Below are 18288 nucleotides of genomic sequence, written 5' to 3'. Positions count from 1 at the left end.
GCCGGAGTGATCGAGCACCGAACAGTCCCCTCACCGGTCGCCGGGCGGCCCGCCCTGAGCGGGCGGCACCCCGCCGCGAGCGACGAGAAAGGCGTTCATACCGCGGCGCAGCGCCGAGCGTTCCGCCGGTTCCAGGGCCGTCAACGCGGCCGTCAGCGCCTGGGCCCGGCGTGACGCCACATCGGCCAGTACCCGGCGCCCCTGTGCGGTGAGGCTCAACCGGACCTCGCGGCGATTCTGCGGGTGCAGCGCGCGTTCCAGCATTCCCGCCGCCTCCAGCCGGTCACACAGCCGGCTGGCCGTGGGCAGCCCTATGTCCAGCCGCTCGGCCAGAGCGGTGAGGTTCAGCCCAGGTGCCGCCTCCAGTGTCCGCAACGCCCGCAACTGGTGCAGGGACAGGCGCAAGGGCGCCTCCTGAGCGGCCAGCGACCACAGGTTCGTCAGACTGTCCACAGCGTCGGCGATCTCCAGCGCGACGGCGTCCGGGCCATCGCCCGGCCTCTCCACACGGTCGTCGCCTGAGCCGTCGGGACGGGTCACGAACACATCGCTTTCACTGGGTTCCGGACGCGGCAGAGATAATCCTCATCCAATCGCTGTACCCGACGGCAGGGGCAGCAAGCCGTTCCTGGGTCCGCCGGGCGTCGCCCGGACAGCGCCCGCGCCGCGTCGGAAAACGGGGCCCGACCGAGGGGAGCCGCCTGAGCGTCGCTCCATGGTAGAGCCCGTGGTCTCACGGGTGAGTGCGCGAATCCGAGGGCAGACCGGGGGCCACGCACGGGCTGGTGCCGCTGGTCACGGCTGTTTTCCGCTGTCGTGCGCGGTCGGCGCGGGCATGCGCCCGCCGTGGTTAGGGAGGGATTGTGAGGGTATTCGCAAAATACGGTAATTGCCCTGAATCAAGTTTCGGGAGCCAGGCAGCCCGGAGGCGTCAGCCCTATGTCCACAGGCACACTTCTGGCGATCATTGTTCCGGCCGTGGTCGTCGTGGCCCTGATCGCGTCGGCACTGACCCTGCTGATGCGGCGTCGGTCCCTGCGCCGGCGATTCGGCCCGGAGTACGAGCGAACGGTCGAAGGAGCGGAGAACAGATTCGCCGCCGAGCGTGAACTCAGCGAGCGGGCCAAGCGCCATGACCAGCTCGACATCAAGCCGCTGCCTGCCGGTGCCCGGGACCGCTTCACCCGGGACTGGGACAGCGTGCAGCAGGAGTTCGTGGACCGGCCGGAAGACGCGGTGCACGACGCGGACCGGCTGGTGACCTCGTTGATGCAGGCACGCGGCTACCCCACCGAAGGCTTCGACCAGCAGCTCAAGGATCTTTCCGTCGAGCACGGCCGCACCCTTGAGCACTATCGGGCGGCGCATGAGATCGACACACTCAGCGTCGGGCACAAGGCCACCACCGAGCAACTGCGCGGCGCCATGGTGCACTACCGCGCCCTGTTCGACGAGCTGCTCTCCGACGGCGGCCAGACCGGCCATGCCCGGGCCTGACATCCCCACGGCCCGCACCGGCAGAGATGGAGACGACATGCAGCGCGACAACACACCGGAAACCCCCGACAGGGGCCTGACCACCGAGGATTTCGCCCAGCGTCGCGAGACAGCGGATGAAGTGGCCGGCACCGAGTCCTCACCGCCGGTCTTCCCCGGAGAGAGTGACGAGCCGGCCACCAGCGGTGACGAAGGGGAATCCCCGCCCGCGGACACCTCCGCCACGCAGGAGAAGACGACAGGGCGGGCCGCGGAAGCGGACGAGACGCCACAACTGCTGAATTCGCAGGACGAGGAAGACTTCCGCAAACGCTGGGAGAAGATCCAGAACACGTTCGTCGACGACCCCCGCGAGGCCGTGCAGGCAGCCGACAGCCTGGTCGCCAACCTCATGCAGACACTCGCCACCACGTTCGACGAGCACAAGAGAGAACTGGAAGAACAGTGGAGCCGCGGCGGCGAGGCGGACACCGAAGCCCTGCGCACAGCCTTGCGCCGGTACCGGTCGTTCTTCAACCGGCTGCTCACCACCTGACGGCTCCACCGGCACAGGGGGAACCAAGTGGCACGACGCGGCACCGTGAGTGACGTCCTGCCAGGTATCACCACCAGCGGTCGGCGCACCGACCGGAGAGGGAGGAGATCGCCGTGATCGCCCTCGGTATCATCCTGCTCATCGTCGGATTCCTGCTGCACATCGGAATCCTGTGGACGATCGGCATCATCCTGCTCGTCATCGGGCTCATCCTGTTCCTCCTCGGCTCCGTCGGCCACGCCGTCGGCGGCCGACGCCACTACTGGTAGGCCGCACCGCCGGTCGGCGCCCGTCGTCCGGACGCCGACCGAAGGTCCGAGGGCTTCGCCGTGGGGCGGAGGGGCGAACGGCCGTTCAGCTCAGCTCGGCTCCCTTGGCCGCGGCTTCCTCCTCGGTCCGCGAGCCTCCGGTGGCGAGTGTGCCGCCCGCGCTCTCCAGGTGCGCCCGCACGAACCACTGGAACTGTTCCAGGTCGCGCAGCTGCCCGATGAGCAGATCCTCCGTAGCGGTGTCGATGTCGCCCGCCTCCTTGATCGCCGCGCGGACGCCCTCGATCACTCCTGTGTAAACGACGTCGAGAGCCCCGAGATGGGCGATCGCGTCGGCCCTGCCGAGGGAGTAGTCGTCCCAGGTGCGCTCGGCCACGAGCGCTCCGGGTGTTCCCTGCGCGACCCCGCCGAGCGCGGCGATGCGCTCCGCCACGTCGTCGGCCATGTCCCGGACGCGGCCCACCTGCGGGTCGATCATTTCGTGGACGGCGATGAAGTGCGGCCCCACCACGTTCCAGTGAACGTGCTTGAGGGTCAGGTGCAGATCGTTGAGGGCGTGCAACCGCAGCCGGAGCAGACCGATCAGCCGGCCGGCGGCCGCGCGCTCGACGCCGGGGACCGTGTACTTCGGGGTCAGATCCTCGTTCATGGCTCACCTCGGTTTTCTACGAAGGGTGCATGGCTGCACCCACACGGCTGCCCAGGTTCACCCAGCTCAGACCTGTCAGGTGAGTCGCAGGCGGTGGGCGTTCGGGGCCTGGCGCGGCGTCGGCACTCGGTGCTGCGCGACTCTCCCGGCCTCGGCCGACCCCGCTTCCCGCGGAGCGCGAACCACAACGGGTGCCCCTTCGACAGGGACGTGCGCGGAGGGCACAGCGCCTGACTTCATCGGGGTCGACGGCGCCGCACCGCTGGAGTTCGCCTTCCAGGTCGGCGCTGTACAACCGGGCCCACGGCGACCACCCGGAGGCACTGGCGGCCGCCGTCGACCGGATCTGGTCGTCTCGGCGATCGCCGGCCGACCGGTCCTGCAGAGCCCGGCACTGTGCTGGGCGATCCCCACTTCGCCCCGGTGGCCGAGGGGGAACTGGCGGACCTCGGAGGAATGCTGGACGGCGGCCGGGGTAGACGGGTGCTGCCGGACGATGGGCCGGCGAGGACGATACCGATCGACCGGGAGGGGCGCATGATGCCGACGACGACCACACGGACTGCCGAGCGGACGGTGGGCGTTCCGGAGATCGCGGACCCTTCCAAGGTCGCGCCGAAGAACGCGCGGGAGTTGTCCAAGCTGTTCTTCGGCCGGCTGGCCGTGCTGGAGGAGGGCACGCCCGAGTACAGCTACGCGCGCAACACGCTGATCGAGATGAACATGTCCCTCGTCCGCTACGCGGCCGGCCGGTTCCGCAGCCGGGGGCCGGAGGAGATGGAGGACATCGTCCAGGTCGGCATGATCGGGCTGATCAAGGCGATCGACCGGTTCGAGCTGTCGCGTGAGGTGGAGTTCACCTCCTTCGCCGTCCCGTACATCGTGGGGGAGATCAAGCGGTTCTTCCGTGACACCTCCTGGGCCGTGCACGTGCCGCGACGGCTTCAGGAAGCCCGCTCCCAACTCGCGCGAGCCAACGAGGAACTGCGCACCCGACTGGGGCGGACGCCGACGAACAAAGAGCTCTCCGAGCTGATGTGCCTCCCGGAGGACGAGGTCGTCGAGGCCCAACTGGCCGCCAACGGCTACAAGTCCGCCTCCCTGGACGCGGCGATCAACAGCAGCGAGGACGGCGAGGCCGTGCTGGCGAACTTCATCGGTGACGAGGACGAGGCCCTGGAGCTGGTCGAGGACTTCCACGCCCTCGCACCGCTGATCGCGGAACTCGACGAACGCGACCGCAGGATCATCCACTGGCGCTTCGTCGAGGAATACACCCAGGCCCAGATCGGCGAACGCCTCGGCATCTCCCAGATGCACGTATCCCGCCTGATCAAGCGCCTCCTGGCACGCCTGCGTGAAGGCATGCTCAGCACGGAATGAGGGCGGGACCCGGCGGCGCGGGTGGCTCGCGCCGACACGTCGTCCTCACGGGGCCAAGGCGTGCGGTACGCGGCGTTCGTGGGGAACGTCGAGGGCCCGGCCCGCGGCGCGAGCCACGGCGAGAGCTGCTGCCGCGCCCAGCAGCGCCAGTCGAACGCGGTAACGTGCCGCGAGTTCGGATCGCCTGACGTCAGAGGGCGGCGGAGGTCTCCTGGAGGACGTTCGACGTCCGGTAGACGGAGGCGCCTGTGCTGTTGCCGGCCACGTCGTCCGCCTTCAGGGCGAAGAGACCCGAAGCACCGGGCTCGGCGGTGGTCGCCCAGGAGGTCACCGCCGGACTCGCGGACGTGGGCGGCGCGGACCTGGACGGTGTGGCGGCCGCTGCGGGCGATGGAGGCCGGCATCGCCTGGCTCGGCGCCTTGGAGCGACCGCCCGGGGCGGGCAAGTGCCGTACGAGCGAGCGTGGCGAGGCGCGCAAAGGCTCGGTGATCGCGTCGAGCACGGTCAGGCTCCTGTGCGTGTCACGCCGCCGTCGACGTGCAGGATCTGGCCGGTGATGAAGTCGGCGTCGTCCGAAACCAGGAAGCCGAGCGCGTTGCCGAGATCCGCCGGGACGGACCGGCGCTTGATGGTCTGCATGGCCGTCACGCGGGCCAAGACCTCGTCGGCGGACGGGCCGCTCGTCCTGACGCGGCCCAGGAAACCCTCCGTCGCCACCAGGCCGGGCGCGATCGCGTTCACGGTGATGCCGCAGCCACCGAGCTCGTTGGCGAGCGCCCGGGTCAGCGCGTGTACGGTGCCCTTGCTGGTCAGGTACGCCAGGTCGCGGTTCTGCGTCAGGGTGATGCCCGAGCCGGTGTTGACGATGCGCCCCCACCCGGCGGCCCGCATCCCCGGCGCGAACGCCTGGGCGAAGAGCAGGGCGGCCTCGACGTTGACCGCCTGCACCTTGCGCCACAGCTCGATCGTCACGTGGTCGAGGTCGGTGAAGGGGAAGACACCGGCGTTGTTGACGAGGATGTCGCAGCGCCCGTACCGGTCGAGGACCGTCCCGGCCACGGCGTCGACCTGCGAGGGCTCGCTGATGTCGCACACCAGCCCCAGCTTGTCGCCCCCACCCGTCAGCTCCGCCACGGCGTCCGCCGGATCGTCGATGTCGACAGCGACGACATGGGCGCCGTCCGCGGCGAGCCGCCGGCAGTACGCGTACCCGATGCCCCGGGCCGCCCCGGTCACCACCGCCGTCTTTCCGTCAAGCCCCACGGCTGAACTCCAGGCCGATCTGGGTGGCGATCGCGAAGTAGTCCTCCAGGTGCCACGTTTGTACGATGCGGCCGTCGACCACCCGGTGGAAGTCGGCCGTCCGGAACTCGACCTCCCGGCCGGTGCCCTCGACGCCGAGGAGTTCCCCGGTCTGCCTCGCGCGGCTGACCGCCCGCACCGCGACCATGTCCCCGTCCGCGACGACGTCCTCGATCTCGATGGTCAGGTCGCTGAAGACACCGCGCAGGTGAGCGATGCTCGCCTTCCATCCCACCGGTCCGCTCCCGGTGCGCAACGGCGGGACGGCGTTCCAATCGGCAGCGAGTGCCTCGTCGACCAGCGCGGTGTCACCGGTGGCGAGGGCCTCGTAGAAGAGCCGGACAGCGATCTCATTGTCGGTTGGCATGGATCTCACGCTAGGGACGCGCACCCCCGATGATCAAAGACCTGTTCCGCACCACGTCATACGATCCAGGCATGACGGATCTCGACCTACGGCTGGTGCGCTACTTCGCCGCCGTCGCGTCACACCTGCATTACGGCCGAGCCGCGGCCGAGTTGCGCGTCGCGCAGCCGTCCCTGAGCCGGCAGATCAGCCAGCTCGAGGCTCAGGTGGGGGCGCGGCTGTTCGACCGTACGCGACAGGGCACGCGGCTCACGGAAGCCGGGGAGGCCTTCCTCCCCCACGCACACGCCTTGTTGCGCATCTCCGGGCAGGCCACGGCCGCCGCCCGGGCCGCCGCGCAGCCCACCCGGATCACCGTCGGCTACACCGCGGGCCTGATCGTCACCCCGGCGGTGCGGAACGTGCGGCACCGACACCCCGACGCCGACGTGCGCACGCTGCACCTGGAGTGGCACGAGCCGCGCGAGGCGCTCCTCGACCGGCGGGTCGACGCGGTGATCACCCGCCTGCCGCTGAGAACCGACGGCCTGCACGTGACGATCCTGCACGACGAGCCGAAGATGCTGCTCATGCCGGTCGGACACCGGCTGGCGGGGCAGGAGTCGGTGACGCTCGCCGACATCGAGGCGGAGCCGATCCCCCGCTTCCCGGACCGGGAGTGGGACGCGTACTGGCGCATCGACCCGCGGCCGGGAGGCCGCCCCGCCCCCGACGGACCCCCGGTCGAGACCATCGAGGACAAGCTCGAATGCATCGCCGCGGGGCAGGCCGTGGCCATCATCCCTGCCGCACTGCACACAGGCGGCCTGCGGCCCGACCTCACCGCCGTCCCGCTGCACGGCGTGGAGCCTGGCCAGGTCGTCGTGGCGACCCGGGCCGCGGACCGCAGCCGAGTGGTGGCGGCGTTCCGCACGGCGGCCCGTGACTGCCTCACCGGCTCTGGCAGACGCTGTTGATCACACGGCTGTTGGAGATCACCTGCCCCAGAAGCCGGGCAAGCCGGGTCGGGAACGGATTGCGGGCTGAACGACTTCGGCTCCGCTGAGAGGGGTGCGCGTGCAGGTGCGCCGGAGCCGACACCGTGCGCTGTGGTGTCATACACGATCCGCAGGGGGGCGATGAGGCCGGCCTCGGCGAGTTCCGCTGCGAGGTACGCCGACACCGGCTGTCAAGCAGTCACGGCCGTCGCCTCTGGGAGTCGACGTGTGCGGGGCGCCGGTGGTGCCGGTGGTGGCGCCGACTGGATGGCGGCGAGGGCGATGGCCAGGGCGGCGCGGGCGTCGTGGCCAGTGGCGTACGGGGTCCGGCCGGTCGGCCGCGTCGATCGACTCCCTTGCCGTGCGCAGGAGTTCGGCGACGCCGTCCGGATCCGTCAGGTGTCCGCCGGCACCGTTTAGCGGGGCGGCACGGCCGGTAGCGAACGAGGCCGGCCGGGCGTCTGCTGGTGAGGCGGGCCTGGCTCATTCCCCCGGGTCGGAGACGAGTTCGGTCAGGCGCTGCAGGAGTGTGACCAACTGGACGCGCTCGGCGGGGGTGAACGCCTCGTAGGCCAGGGTCTGGCGCTCCCGTAGCCGGGAGCGGAGCAGGGCGAGCCGCTCGGCTCCGTCGGCAGTGAGGCTGATCAGGACCCGCCGCTCGTCCTCGGGGGAGCGGCGGCGCACCACGATGCCCTTCGTCTCCAGTTGCTGCAGCATGCGCGTGGCGGTGGGGACGCTGACGTCCGCGCTGCTCGCCAGCCGGCCGACCGGGATGTCCGTCTCCGTGGCCAACGGTTCCAGGAGCGCGACCTGGGCCAGGGAGAGTCCGCCGAAGCGCTCGGCACCCGCCGACCGTGCCCGCCGCATGGCGACGAAGAGCGCGTCTGCCGCCTGCGCGATCTCCTCCGCCTCCACATCCCCCTCAGTCGTCATCCGCCCGCCATTGCCGCCGTTGCCCATGGGTGATAGCTTAACAGGACAATGATTAGCGTGCTAAATATTAGGAGGTAAGCGAACATGCCCTCTCCCCGTCGCATCGACGTCCACCAGCACCTCCTTCCGCCGGCCTACCGGGCCGTGATGGACCGGCACGGCGTCACGGCGGGCGGCTGGCCCATCCCCGCATGGGACGCCCGGAACGCGATCGCGATGATGGACCGGAGGTCGATCGCGACAGGCATCCTCTCGATCAGCTCGCCGGGCACCCACTTCGGCGACGACACCGAGGCCCGCGCGGTCGCCCGCGAGGCCAACGAGTACGCCGCCGAGCTGGCGAAGGACCGGCCCGACCGCTTCGGGTTCTTCGCCGCCCTCCCGCTGCCGGACGTCGACGGCGCGCTCGCCGAGGCCGCCTACGCGCTGGACGAACTGCACGCCGACGGGGTGGTGTTGTTGTCCAACGTCCGGGGTCGCTACCTCGGAGACAAGGAGTACGAGCCGTTGTGGGCCGAGCTCGACGCCCGTGGCACGGTGGTCTTCGTCCACCCCGACGCACCGCCGCTGCCCATGCTGGAGGGCATGCCCGCCCCGCTCCTGGACTTCCCCTTCGACACCACCCGCACCGCCGTGCACATGACGCTCAACGGCGTGATGAGCCGGCACACCCGGATGAAGGTCATCCTCTCCCACGCGGGCGGCTTCCTGCCGTACGCGGCCTGGCGGTTCACCGCCGGCACCCGGTTCAACCCCGGCACCACGCCGCTGGGCATTCTGACGGACCTCCAGCGGTTCTACTTCGACACAGCGCTGTCCTCCACGCCGTCCGCCCTGCCCTCACTCCTCGCCTTCGCCGCCCCCGGGCACATCCTCTACGGCAGCGACTTCCCGTTCGCCCCGGAGGAAACCGGCGTCCTCCTCGACTCCATGCTGGACGGTTACGACGGCTTCGAGCCCGGTCAGCTCGACACGATCAACCGCGGCAGCGCAGAGGCCCTCTTCCGCCGTCTCGCAGGCGCCTGATCAGGCAAGAGCTGACTCCGGCCTCCATCCGCGATCGGTGAGGGCACGGCCGTACGGTCATGCCCAGGCGCTTCTCTCTGACGAGGACGTCGTCGCCGTAAGGTAGGGCCGGGACCGGGGACCCGTCTGGCCGACGGCGGCGATGGCGTCGGCTGGACCGGGCGGGCACCGACCAGTCGAGGCCGGGCATGAGGACTCACACCCGCTCGGTTCGGGCCACGGCCTCGACGGTCCTGGCCGCGTCGCCGATAAGGAAGTGACACTCGGTCAGCCCGACGGGGCCGGGGACGTGACTGCGGCCCGCCTCCGGGCCATGCCGGTCCACGGCCTGCCGGACGGAGCGTGCGGCTGCCTCGGCGTGTTCCTCTTCACCCGACTTCCCCAGCCACACCCTGCTGTTCGGCATGACCGTGCTGCTCGCCTGGCTGATCTCCGGATCGGGCTGGCGTTCGGCTTGCGCCGCCCACGCCCCCGCCGGCGTCGTCTGCACGCTGCTGTGGCGGCGCGCCGCGGCCATGACGGCCCGCACGCCAGCCAACGCGCCTCGGCGCTGGTCCCGGTGGGCTCCGTGCCGTACCGGCGCGTTCTGTTGACCGGCACGGTCCTCGGCGGCATCGACAGCGCCTTCGCGGCGCAGTGGGCGCTGTCCCCCAGCCGGGCGTGGCCGCCCGCGTATCTCAGGACCCAACTGGGCATGTCGGCTACGTCGGCCGCGACGGCCGTCAGCGTCATCCCGGCTTCGGGGCCGGTGCTGCTGCTGGCCGTCTCCCCGTGCGCCGATGCGCTGAAGTCCCATGGGGCGAACCGGACGTTGCGCCAGCGGGACAGCGCGAATCGTTGCCGCCGCCGGCATCCTGCCCGGCCTTCTCGCGCGTTCCTGACCGGCCGCCTGGTCGATGCCGCCCGCAGTCCGGCCGCCGGCATGCCACGGCGTTCCTGGTCCCCGGTGTTCTCGCTCTGACAGCCAACCGGGCCGAGCACGCCGCAGTCCCGGGATTCGCTACTCATTTGGTAGCCCGGCGATGATAATTCGGTGAGGGTGCTTGTTGTCTACTCGCATGGGGGGATGGCGTGACCGCGCCTGCGGTGGAGAAGATCGAGATCGTGCGGGCAACCCGGGAGCATGTTCCAAGGATCCTCGAACTGGCGCAGTCCCGGAGCCTGGAGGGCACTGATCCGGCTGTCGCGAGCCGGGAAGGGTTCTTGGTGTCGGGATACACCGAGGAGGTGTACCTGGCGCGGTTGACCAGCGCCGAGCACTTCTACGTGGCGGTGAAGGGGACAGATGTCCTGGGATTCGTGTTGGCGTACAGCGACGAGCGGATCGAACCCGACGAGTGGCTGAACCACTGGATCAAGGCCAGGCTCGGCAGCTTTCTCGTGATCAAACAGGTATGCGTGGCCCGTGACGCTGCACGGCAGGGCGTTGCGACGCAGCTGTACGAACATGTGCTGCAGCAGTGGACGTCCAGCCCCGTGATCGCGGCGGTAGTGAGCGAGCCGCCGAACGAATCGTCGACGCGGTTTCATAGAAAGAAGGGATTCGAGGAACTCACGCGGCTGAGGCCACCGGACGGTCGACTGCGAGTCGTGTGGGTGTGGCGGAAGCCGCGCGAGGCGATGCTCCAGTTGCAGTACGGGATCGCTGTGGATCTGTACAAACATGAGGACAACCTCAACTGGAACAAGCTCAACAACTTCTTCTATGTAACGGCGGGCCTCGCGGCCACGCTGGCGTTCACGCTCGGCAAGGAAGGCGCGAAGTCGGAGGGGATGGCCCTGGGGATAGCGGTGATCATCGCGGTGATCGGCTTTGCGACGGCGCTGGCGTTCACGGTCATGCTGCGGTTCGGACGGCGGTACTTACAGGCTCGGAAGAGTGCGGTCGTGGACCTGGAGGAGTACATGGCCTGGGGCGGCGGACACCGGATCGTAGGACGGCAGGCGGCCGAGTCGGGGGCTGGATGGCTGCAGTCCTCACCGACAGGGCTCGTGATGGTGCTCCTTCCGGCTGTCGTCTCCCTGTGCTGGCTGGCGATGCTGGCCGTGCTGCTCGTCAACCACTGATTCCGGGCCCAGGAGGCGGACACCGGCGCCGCTGTCGCACAGGCACGGTCAGCGGCGTCGTCGTCGGCACGCGTCTGGGAAGCCGCCAACGGCCGTGGCGGCGCGGTGACTTGACTGCGATGGCCGCATGAATCTTCTGGTCTTCGGCGGTACGGCGTGGGTGGCGCGCGGGGCCGCCCGCCAGGGGGCTCGCCGGTGGCCATCACGTGGCCTGCCGGGCCCGTGGCGAGAGCGGTGACGTCGCCGCCGGGCCGAGCTGGTGCGTGCGACGAGGCCGGCGACCGGTACGGGACGCGGTGCTGGAGTTCTCCTGGCGGCCGGGCGCGGCACTGAGCCTGCGTTTCCTCGGTGAACGCCTATGCGGCCACGGACGTGCCGGGCGCCGACGATTCCGCTCCGCCGGCCGAGTCGACCGCCGCCGACGAGGTGGACGGGAGCAGTACGGGCCGGCGAAGGTGGCCTGCGAACAGGCGTCGGCGGCCGTCCTGCGGGGACCGGCTGCTGATCGTCCGACCGGGGCCGATCGGCGGCCCGGCCGACACGTCCGGCCGCTCCGCCTCCTGGGTCGCCCGGGCGGCGCGGGCGACCGAAGAGCCCTTGCCGGTGCCGGACACCCCTGACCTAAGTCAGTAGAGGGCTCGTGGCCTGCTCTGTTACGGTCCTGGGGCCGGCCGCGGGACTCCGGTGCGACTTCCGGAACCTGCCTCTGAAGCAATGATTCGCAGCTCGCGCCCCCATTCCCCGGCCGGCATCCGCACTCTGGGGGAAAGACTTCGATGGATTCGTACGGGGACCTCATCGCAGCCGACGATGTGCTGCTCTTCGTCAACGCGGCGATCACCTCCACCGGCCAGCGTGAATTCCACAGCGACTCAGGCGAGCAGCGGCTGTCCTTGGATTTTCTCCATGCATACATGCTGGGGAACTACCGTGACCTGTACGCCGGCGTCCTTGCACTCGACATCAACGACTACAACGCAGTCCTGATCATCCGACGGCTGCTGCAGACCAGCGGTGAGGCCACTGCCGAGCAGCGCCGCAGCGAGGGCCGTCTGATCGCGTCCCGTCTTGCGACGCTGCCGCCGCACCGCGTGTACGGGCTCTTCGATGCCCTGTGCCGGGCCAGGGTGAACAACCGCCGCAGCCGCGCGATCATGCGTGACTGGCTGTCCGCCCGGCCGCACCTGGCGTTCGATGCCGTGAAGTACCGCGGCAGCCTCAAGCGAGCCCTTCGCCACGCACACCTCGTCCCCGCCCAGGAAGAGCTCGGGCCGTTCTTGTTCGCACCGCTGGCCCGTCCGCGCTATGTGACACCCCTCTTGGAGACATGGCGCCGCGCGCACTACGAGCAAGCCGCCCTGTATGAGCTGCCCTTTACGGTCGCCGAGGGCTTCGCCGCCAAGTTCGGCATTGCCCGGGATGTCTTCCTGGAGCGCATCGCTCCTCGGATGACCCGCCTGGAGACCTTGCGGCTGCAGGAGTCCGCGCGCAGACGGGGGACCGCAGGGGTGCAAGCGGACCTGACGGACATGCCGCTGACCCGATTGGCGACCTATGTGCTTTCGCTGCCGGTCGAGGACCGTCGGCGCCGTCGTGCCGAGTTGACCCACGCCCTGGAATCGGTCGCCGACCGGGCGGCCGGCTTGCACCGGGGGAGCTGGGGCAAGGTCACCGCCGTCCTGGACGACAGCTTTTCCGCCTTTGGGTCGGTTCACAAGCGTCGTCGACCGCTGGCCGTAGCCCTGGCCTGCCATTACCTGCTCGGGGCCCTTGCCGGCGACTACACCGGGCTGTGGACGTCCGGGCGGGCTGACGCGCTGCTGACCTATCCGTACGGGCCGACGCCGGTGGGGCGGCGGATCCTCGACGCGCTGGACACCGCCCCGGCCAGGCTGGTGATCGTCTCCGACGGATGGGACAACGCGCCTGCTGGCCTGGCCGCCGAGGTGCTGCGCATCTGGCGGACCCGGCTCGACCCCGAGCGTTGCACCAGCATTGTGCATCTCAACCCCGTCTACGACGCGGCCGCGTTCGACGTACGTCGGCTGTCCGCGACGGTGCCCACCGCGGGTATCCGCGACGCCGAGGACCTTCCCGCACTGGTGGAACTCGCCCAGTTCGCGGAAGGCCGGACCGGCCTGACCGAACTGACCACTTACATGGACACCCGCGCGGCCCGGATGACGAGCGGACACCACCAGGAGCGGGCGCGATGAGCACACTGGACCTGACAGGCCTGGCCACACGCCCCTCCCAGGTCTGGAATGCCGTCCGACTGGTGCCGCTCGTGCGTGACGAACCTGTCGACGACCTCCGCCTGCACTCGCAGCTCTACGGTGATGTGGCCGGGATGGTCGAGGTCGGCCCGCGCCACGCCTATGTCTCCTACATCCCGCACGGATTCGTCGCCACCTGGACTGGTGACGGCACGCCGGCAGCCGCGTACGGCACGCAGCTTTCCGCCGACGGCACCTCGGCTCCCGCCGCCACGATGGGCTTGCGCTTCCACCGCAGGACGGCCCGCCGCCAGGCCAAGGACCGGCTGCGGTTCCTCCCCATGCACCTGGCGCTGCAAGGCTACCTGGCACTGCACTTCGGCGGTCCCTCCGTCGCCTGGGAGCAGTGGTCGCAGCGGGCGATCCGCCAAGGACTCTCCCCGCGCGTCGAGGAGGCCTATCTGGGTGCCGAAGTACGCGGACTCGCCGACGCACTGCGCATCTTCGAGATCCACCCCAACCAATGTGGCGTGATGGTCCACGTCGCCGACGCGCTCGCTGCCGCGTTCGTGGTCCCGCATCCCGACGACTACCGTGCACTCCACCCCACGCTCCTGCAGGACCTGTACGGCGAACTGATCCACCACCACGCCACGCTGATGCCACCGGTGCCGGACTTCCGGGCCCGCATACCTGACGCGCAGATCCGCTCTCTGGCCCACCTGCGCACGGCAGTTGCCGAACAGGAACACGCCTGGGCGCGTTTCCATGACACGACCATGGTGACCGGCCTGCTGGAACACGCGTACACCGGGCGGTCGGTGTACCGGATGGGCCGCTTCACGCTCTCCCGCTTTCTGCCGTCGTTCCGCCCCAAGCAGGAGAACCACATCGGTGAGGCGATCACCGACGACAGGGGCAGAATCGCCTACCTCAAGACGTTTCGCCTGTCGGAGAACCAGGTTCGTCGCGGCCACCTTCTCAGCAGGCTTGCCGCCAACGACTGGCACCTGGGGGACACCGCGGCCGATCTCGGCATCGGTGAGGCTCAGCTGGGGCTGCGGCTGGAGTCCGCCGGCTTCGGGTACCTGCTCCGCCAGGACGTCTTGGACGGATACCGCAGACAAGGACGAACCCGAACCGGATGAGTACGGCACGATGGGCTGTTGTGCCGCCGTACGGGTTTACCACGTCCCTGGCCGGCACCGAGGACAGCTCCGGCCGGTACTTCCTCCTGTCGTCGTGGACACCGAGCCGGACATCCCCTCCCCGGCGTGGAGGCCGAGGCCGGTCTCGACCTCGGCCTGTCCCGCAAGGCCAAGGGATCGAAGAACCGGGCCAAGGCCCGTAAGGTCCTCTTCGAAGGACGCCGAATCGTCGTTGCCGCACGGGCGGAGACGCCCAACGCCGGTGGAGTGCCGGTAAGACGGGCACGCGTGCCTGCACAGCGCGGTGAAGCGCCCGGATCGCGTGCAGGCCGAACAGCCCGTATCCGGACCGAGCAGCAGGGTGACGACCAGACGGGTGATGAGGGCCATGTCGTACTCGCTTCTGGCCCCCCGCCTGACGCCGCCACCCGTCACCACGCCGTCCGAGGTCACGCTCCTCGAGTGCGCCCACCGGCCGGGGCAACGCGAACTCGTTGAGCAAGGTGCGCGGGGGCGTACGGCCGACGATTGGGGCAACGGGACGGCGGCCGGGAGAACTCGCGCTCAATTCATGGCGGTAGGCAGTTGTTAGGGCAGCAACGCCACTCCGAAACGTCGGTGCAGGGCCGCCATGTCCTGCCGGTCTTCGTCGTCGAGGGGGTACCGCGTTTTCGGCCATACGGGGCGCGGAGTTCGGGACCGAGAGACCTGGTCGCCGCAGGAAGAGCGCGGTGGCTACGTCGCCGGTAGGCGCCCCGGACCACCTCGGCGGGCCGCCGACAGACGGCTGTGGCAGGTGACTTGGCCGGAGATCGACAGGTACCGTGACCACATCAAGAGCCTGCCGGGGACGGTGACCGCGGCCGAGTTGGTCAAGGACGGCAAGGGCCGCCACCTCGCGTTGTCCGAGGCCGGCGCGGGGACCATGTGGCGGGCGCACGCCGTGCATCCGATCGCCGCGCTGCAGAGCGGGTGGTCGCTGTGGACCCGCGACCTGGAGGCGGAGACCGCCCCCACCTGCCGCGACCTCGGCATCGGCCGCGGCCATCCTCCGAGCCCACAACCGACTGCGAGGAGAGGCAGGGGCATCCGCCGGGGCCGGGCCGCATACGCGCTGGACCGGCACGCCGCCGACCGGACGCGCCCGCCGAAGGGGAGGGTGGCGGCCGCTGTGCGAGCTGCGCGACGGCTGGCGCAACTCGGCGATCCGGGCGTTCGGCGCCTGCACCCTGTACCGGTTGGCGGCCGCGGCGGTGTGGGCGAGGGCGCGGTCGGTGGTCGACACTCTGGCCGCCGTCGCCGCCCGCCGTTCACCCCGCCTGAGGGCGAGTTATTTCGCAAGGAGGCGAGGAGGGCGGCGTTGACCGGCGTTGACCTCTTCCGCGTGAGTCCACAGCAGACCATGCGGGGCGCTCTCGATCTCGATGCAGTCGGCGGACGGCAGCGCCTCGTGAAAGGGCCGCGCGGTCCCCTCGACGGGAAGGATCCGGTCGCCCGTGCCGTGCAGATCAGCGCCGGTACGTCGATGGCCGGGATGTCGGCCCGGAAGTCGGTGTACCAGGTCGACGGCGCCGCCGCGGCGGCGAAGAAGCCGCCACCCGCGGCGACGTTCCAACTGTTGCGCACGGCCTCCTCGCTGATCCTGGTGCCGAGGTTCTCGTCCAGGTTGTAGAAGTCCTTGTAGAAGTCCGTGTAGTACGCGTAGCGGTCCGCCTTGACGGCCGCGACGACGCCGTCGAAGAACTCCTTCGGGGCGACCCCGTCGGGGTTGTCGTCGGTCTTGAGCAGGCAGGGCTCCAGCGAGGCCAGGAAAGCGACCTTGGAAACCCGGACGGTGCCGTAGGCGGACACGTAGCGGGCGACCTCGCCGGTGCCCATCGAGAAGCCGACCAGGACGGCGTCCCGCAGGTCGAGGGTCTCCATGACCGTGTTCAGGTCGGTCGCGAAGGTGTCGTAGTCGTAGCCGGTCGGGGGAGGGCCTTGGCGTGCGCGGCGCGGATGTCAGCAACGCTGCGCGCGTTTCTTCAGTAGGCGTGCCGGTCAGGCTTCGTCTCCCAGGCTGCGTACGCGCTCGCGCCCAGCTCCGGGTGCATCTGCTCGATGTGGATCCGGCGCCGGTCCAGCGGCTTCTGGAAGTCCTCGTACTGGAAGGCGTCATCGAAGCCGATCTTCCGCGTGGCTTCCAGGTCACAGCTGAAGTAGACGTTGTCGATGCGCGACCAGTAGATGGCGCTCATGCACATGGGGCACGGTGCGCCACTGATGTATATCGAACAGCCCTGGAGCATCCGGGCCCGCTCCGGGACCGGGTCGGGGGAATCGTCGGCGCGCGGCACGTATTCCAGGATGCCCTCGTTCTGGTGCTCTTCCGAGATGGTGGGCGCCGCCGGGTTGAGGAGTTGGGACGCCTTGCGGATGGTCTCTATCTCGGCATGAGCGGTCGGATCGCCGGTCAGCAGGACACGGTTCTGGCCACGGGCGATGATTTCGCCATCCCGGGTGAGCACGGCGCCGAACGGGCCGCCCCAGCCGTGCTCCACCGATTCCGTGGCCAGCCGTACTGCTTCAGCCAAGAATTCCTTGTGGCCCATAACGACCTCCACTTGGCACGGCTTAGGCATTCCACCCCGGTTACAAAGGGTTTGGTGGCTTCATTGTTTTTTGTTAATTTGTCTGATATGCCCATTCGTGGCTATGCTACTCGGTATGGGTGCCAGCGCAAACCGCGGCCGTGGTGCAGCCGGAGCAACCGTGGTGACCTCGCAGAAGGTCGTCCCCGGTCGCGAGGAGGACTACGAACGCTGGCAGGAACAGGTGAACCGGGCCGTGCGGAACTTCGACGGCTTCGAGGGAACGGAGCTGTACCCGCCCGACCCCGCCGAGGACAACCATTGGGTCGTGGTGTTCCGCTTCTCGGACGTCGACCGGTTGAGCGCCTGGCTCGGGTCCGCTACGCGCCGAGAGCTCCTCGACGACGGCCGCACCTTGTTCGAGGGGGAGCCCTCACAGGAGGTTCTGCGCGGAGGGCAACCGGCTCGGGAAGCCGTGACAGCCGTCGTCTCCCATGCGGTGCGACCGGGTTGCGAGCAGGGCTTCGAGCGCTGGCAGGAGAAGGTCCTGAGGGCACAGCAGAAGTGCCAGGGCTTCATGGGTTCCGAACTCTTCGCCCCCGTCGAGGGCATCCAGGACCGCTGGGTCGTCGTGTTCCGGTTCGACACCCGCGAACACCTGGACCAGTGGCTCACGTCGGATGTCCGCAGGAGACTGCTGGAAGAGGGGCGCGACTACTTCGCGGACTACGACGTGCGCAAGATCGCGTCGGCCTTCAGCGGATGGTTCCCCTTCGGCGAAGGGGAGCAGGCGGGTGTCCCGCCCAACTGGAAACAGGCCATGTCGGTTCTTCTCGCGCTCTACCCCACCGTCATGGTGCTCAACCTCACCGTAGGACGCCTCCTCACGCATGCCGGCGTTGCGGGATTCCTCGGTCTCTTCATCTCAAACGTGCTGAGTGTCGCGATCCTGACCTGGCTCCTGATGCCGCTGGTCGTCAACCGCACCCTGGCCTTCTGGCTGGCACCCGACCGACCGCGTTCGCGCCGCACCGACCTGGCGGGCGGGGCCGTGGTGGCGGTGTGCTACGTGGCGCTCCTCGTGATTTTCGGTCTCACAGTCTGAGGGTGTCACACGCCGTCAACCGCCAAAGTGCCTCAGTGGCTTGGTGACGCACCGGCATCGGAGGCGACCGGGATCGATCCAGTCGTCGTACGCAATCCCTGCATGCCACGAGTCGTTGCTCTGCGGGCTGCGCGGTAGGCTGTAAAGGTCCAAGCCGCCCTGACTCATCACTGAACAGCGACGTCCTTTCAGCGTCGTCTACGACGGCAGTCTCCGCGGCTCCTCTGCCCGAGGGTGTGCGGC

At 69.4% G+C, this 18288-nt stretch carries 19 protein-coding genes and 2 pseudogenes; 12 read left to right on the top strand and 9 right to left on the bottom strand.

The features are described 5' to 3' along the window. Positions 1-30: 30 nt before the first annotated feature. Positions 31-540 (bottom strand): MarR family winged helix-turn-helix transcriptional regulator, encoded by a 510-nt coding sequence (locus ACZ60X_RS35120; protein WP_469607386.1) that lies wholly within the window; start codon positions 538-540, stop codon positions 31-33. A gap of 399 nt (positions 541-939) precedes the next feature. Between ACZ60X_RS35120 and ACZ60X_RS35115 the strand changes: the two genes are divergently transcribed. The 3 genes from ACZ60X_RS35115 (at position 940) to ACZ60X_RS35105 (ending at position 2301) form a co-directional block, all read left to right on the top strand. Continuing rightward, on the top strand, positions 940-1497 hold the full coding sequence (locus ACZ60X_RS35115) for a hypothetical protein (RefSeq protein ID WP_469607383.1): 558 nt from the start codon (positions 940-942) through the stop codon (positions 1495-1497). Between the two features lie 37 nt (positions 1498-1534). Then, positions 1535-2032: a hypothetical protein gene (locus ACZ60X_RS35110; protein ID WP_469607380.1), complete on the top strand. Its 498-nt coding sequence runs from the start codon at positions 1535-1537 to the stop codon at positions 2030-2032. Positions 2033-2145: 113 nt separating this feature from the next. Beyond that, on the top strand, positions 2146-2301 hold the full coding sequence (locus tag ACZ60X_RS35105; protein WP_167528460.1) for a DUF6131 family protein: 156 nt from the start codon (positions 2146-2148) through the stop codon (positions 2299-2301). Between the two features lie 85 nt (positions 2302-2386). On the opposite strand, the gene ACZ60X_RS35100 is transcribed toward ACZ60X_RS35105, so the two are convergent. After that, positions 2387-2950, bottom strand: coding sequence for a Dps family protein (locus tag ACZ60X_RS35100; RefSeq protein WP_469607378.1), 564 nt, complete (start codon positions 2948-2950; stop codon positions 2387-2389). Positions 2951-3490: 540 nt separating this feature from the next. Between ACZ60X_RS35100 and ACZ60X_RS35095 the strand changes: the two genes are divergently transcribed. Continuing rightward, positions 3491-4333: an RNA polymerase sigma factor SigF gene (locus tag ACZ60X_RS35095; RefSeq protein ID WP_469607489.1), complete on the top strand. Its 843-nt coding sequence runs from the start codon at positions 3491-3493 to the stop codon at positions 4331-4333. A 190-nt stretch (positions 4334-4523) separates the two neighbouring features. Here the strand turns inward: ACZ60X_RS35095 and ACZ60X_RS35090 are convergent, their stop codons facing one another. The 3 genes from ACZ60X_RS35090 to ACZ60X_RS35080 form a co-directional block, all read right to left on the bottom strand. Continuing rightward, complete coding sequence (locus tag ACZ60X_RS35090; RefSeq protein WP_469607375.1) at positions 4524-4664, bottom strand: hypothetical protein; 141 nt, start codon at positions 4662-4664, stop codon at positions 4524-4526. A 174-nt stretch (positions 4665-4838) separates the two neighbouring features. Beyond that, positions 4839-5597, bottom strand: a complete 759-nt coding sequence (locus ACZ60X_RS35085) for an SDR family NAD(P)-dependent oxidoreductase (RefSeq protein WP_469607373.1) — start codon at positions 5595-5597, stop codon at positions 4839-4841. After that, positions 5587-6003, bottom strand: coding sequence for an ester cyclase (locus ACZ60X_RS35080; RefSeq protein ID WP_469607370.1), 417 nt, complete (start codon positions 6001-6003; stop codon positions 5587-5589). The genes ACZ60X_RS35085 and ACZ60X_RS35080 overlap by 11 nt, the downstream gene beginning before the upstream one ends. Positions 6004-6074: 71 nt before the next feature. On the opposite strand from ACZ60X_RS35080, the gene ACZ60X_RS35075 reads away from it, so the two are divergent. Next, a complete protein-coding gene (locus ACZ60X_RS35075; RefSeq protein ID WP_469607367.1) occupies positions 6075-6959 on the top strand; it encodes a LysR family transcriptional regulator in 885 nt (294 codons plus the stop codon). Between the two features lie 504 nt (positions 6960-7463). Here ACZ60X_RS35075 and ACZ60X_RS35070 read toward each other — a convergent pair. Further along, positions 7464-7913 carry a MarR family winged helix-turn-helix transcriptional regulator gene (locus ACZ60X_RS35070; protein ID WP_469607364.1) on the bottom strand — a complete coding sequence of 150 codons (450 nt, stop codon included), beginning with the start codon at positions 7911-7913 and terminating at the stop codon, positions 7464-7466. Between the two features lie 84 nt (positions 7914-7997). Here ACZ60X_RS35070 and ACZ60X_RS35065 point away from each other — a divergent pair, with 84 nt between their 5' ends. Further along, the gene (locus ACZ60X_RS35065) at positions 7998-8939 is read left to right on the top strand and encodes an amidohydrolase family protein (RefSeq protein ID WP_469607361.1); all 942 of its coding nucleotides are present in this window, start codon (positions 7998-8000) and stop codon (positions 8937-8939) included. 196 nt (positions 8940-9135) lie between these two features. Here ACZ60X_RS35065 and ACZ60X_RS35060 read toward each other — a convergent pair whose 3' ends face one another. Further along, positions 9136-9429 carry a hypothetical protein gene (locus tag ACZ60X_RS35060; protein WP_469607359.1) on the bottom strand — a complete coding sequence of 98 codons (294 nt, stop codon included), beginning with the start codon at positions 9427-9429 and terminating at the stop codon, positions 9136-9138. Positions 9430-9435: 6 nt separating this feature from the next. Between ACZ60X_RS35060 and ACZ60X_RS35055 the strand changes: the two genes are divergently transcribed. The 5 genes and pseudogenes from ACZ60X_RS35055 to ACZ60X_RS35035 form a co-directional block, all read left to right on the top strand. Continuing rightward, the gene (locus tag ACZ60X_RS35055; RefSeq protein WP_469607356.1) at positions 9436-9900 is read left to right on the top strand and encodes a hypothetical protein; all 465 of its coding nucleotides are present in this window, start codon (positions 9436-9438) and stop codon (positions 9898-9900) included. Positions 9901-10025: 125 nt separating this feature from the next. Further along, a complete protein-coding gene (locus tag ACZ60X_RS35050; RefSeq protein ID WP_469607354.1) occupies positions 10026-11006 on the top strand; it encodes a GNAT family N-acetyltransferase in 981 nt (326 codons plus the stop codon). Between the two features lie 776 nt (positions 11007-11782). Then, entirely contained in the window at positions 11783-13222 is a 1440-nt protein-coding gene (locus ACZ60X_RS35045; protein ID WP_469607351.1) for a hypothetical protein, read from the top strand. Beyond that, the gene (locus ACZ60X_RS35040; RefSeq protein ID WP_469607349.1) at positions 13219-14370 is read left to right on the top strand and encodes an ARPP-2 domain-containing protein; all 1152 of its coding nucleotides are present in this window, start codon (positions 13219-13221) and stop codon (positions 14368-14370) included. The genes ACZ60X_RS35045 and ACZ60X_RS35040 overlap by 4 nt, the downstream gene beginning before the upstream one ends. Before the next feature lie 631 nt (positions 14371-15001). After that, positions 15002-15397, top strand: a pseudogene (locus ACZ60X_RS35035) (aldo/keto reductase); the annotation flags it as partial. A 303-nt stretch (positions 15398-15700) separates the two neighbouring features. On the opposite strand, the pseudogene ACZ60X_RS35030 reads toward ACZ60X_RS35035, so the two are convergent. Together ACZ60X_RS35030 and ACZ60X_RS35025 are read right to left on the bottom strand one after the other, a co-directional pair. Beyond that, positions 15701-16344: pseudogene (locus ACZ60X_RS35030) on the bottom strand (alpha/beta fold hydrolase); the annotation flags it as partial. A 50-nt stretch (positions 16345-16394) separates the two neighbouring features. Next, on the bottom strand, positions 16395-16961 hold the full coding sequence (locus ACZ60X_RS35025; RefSeq protein ID WP_469607346.1) for a nucleoside deaminase: 567 nt from the start codon (positions 16959-16961) through the stop codon (positions 16395-16397). Between the two features lie 115 nt (positions 16962-17076). On the opposite strand from ACZ60X_RS35025, the gene ACZ60X_RS35020 reads away from it, so the two are divergent. Then, positions 17077-18045: an antibiotic biosynthesis monooxygenase gene (locus ACZ60X_RS35020; RefSeq protein ID WP_469607343.1), complete on the top strand. Its 969-nt coding sequence runs from the start codon at positions 17077-17079 to the stop codon at positions 18043-18045. Positions 18046-18288 lie beyond the last annotated feature (243 nt).

The sequence above is a fragment of the Streptomyces sp. NPDC104106 genome (assembly GCF_055584345.1).
The sequence above is the reverse complement of the archived record's forward strand: the minus strand, read 5'-3'. Positions and strand labels throughout refer to the sequence as shown.

Coding starts and splice junctions, on each gene's coding strand:
- ACZ60X_RS35115 (WP_469607383.1), top strand. CDS start 940: ATGTCCACAGGCACACTTCTGGCGATCATTGTTCCGGCCGTGGTCGTC.
- ACZ60X_RS35110 (WP_469607380.1), top strand. CDS start 1,535: ATGCAGCGCGACAACACACCGGAAACCCCCGACAGGGGCCTGACCACC.
- ACZ60X_RS35100 (WP_469607378.1), bottom strand. CDS start 2,950: ATGAACGAGGATCTGACCCCGAAGTACACGGTCCCCGGCGTCGAGCGC.
- ACZ60X_RS35095 (WP_469607489.1), top strand. CDS start 3,491: ATGCCGACGACGACCACACGGACTGCCGAGCGGACGGTGGGCGTTCCG.
- ACZ60X_RS35080 (WP_469607370.1), bottom strand. CDS start 6,003: ATGCCAACCGACAATGAGATCGCTGTCCGGCTCTTCTACGAGGCCCTC.
- ACZ60X_RS35075 (WP_469607367.1), top strand. CDS start 6,075: ATGACGGATCTCGACCTACGGCTGGTGCGCTACTTCGCCGCCGTCGCG.
- ACZ60X_RS35070 (WP_469607364.1), bottom strand. CDS start 7,913: ATGACGACTGAGGGGGATGTGGAGGCGGAGGAGATCGCGCAGGCGGCA.
- ACZ60X_RS35065 (WP_469607361.1), top strand. CDS start 7,998: ATGCCCTCTCCCCGTCGCATCGACGTCCACCAGCACCTCCTTCCGCCG.
- ACZ60X_RS35045 (WP_469607351.1), top strand. CDS start 11,783: ATGGATTCGTACGGGGACCTCATCGCAGCCGACGATGTGCTGCTCTTC.
- ACZ60X_RS35040 (WP_469607349.1), top strand. CDS start 13,219: ATGAGCACACTGGACCTGACAGGCCTGGCCACACGCCCCTCCCAGGTC.
- ACZ60X_RS35025 (WP_469607346.1), bottom strand. CDS start 16,961: ATGGGCCACAAGGAATTCTTGGCTGAAGCAGTACGGCTGGCCACGGAA.
- ACZ60X_RS35020 (WP_469607343.1), top strand. CDS start 17,077: ATGGGTGCCAGCGCAAACCGCGGCCGTGGTGCAGCCGGAGCAACCGTG.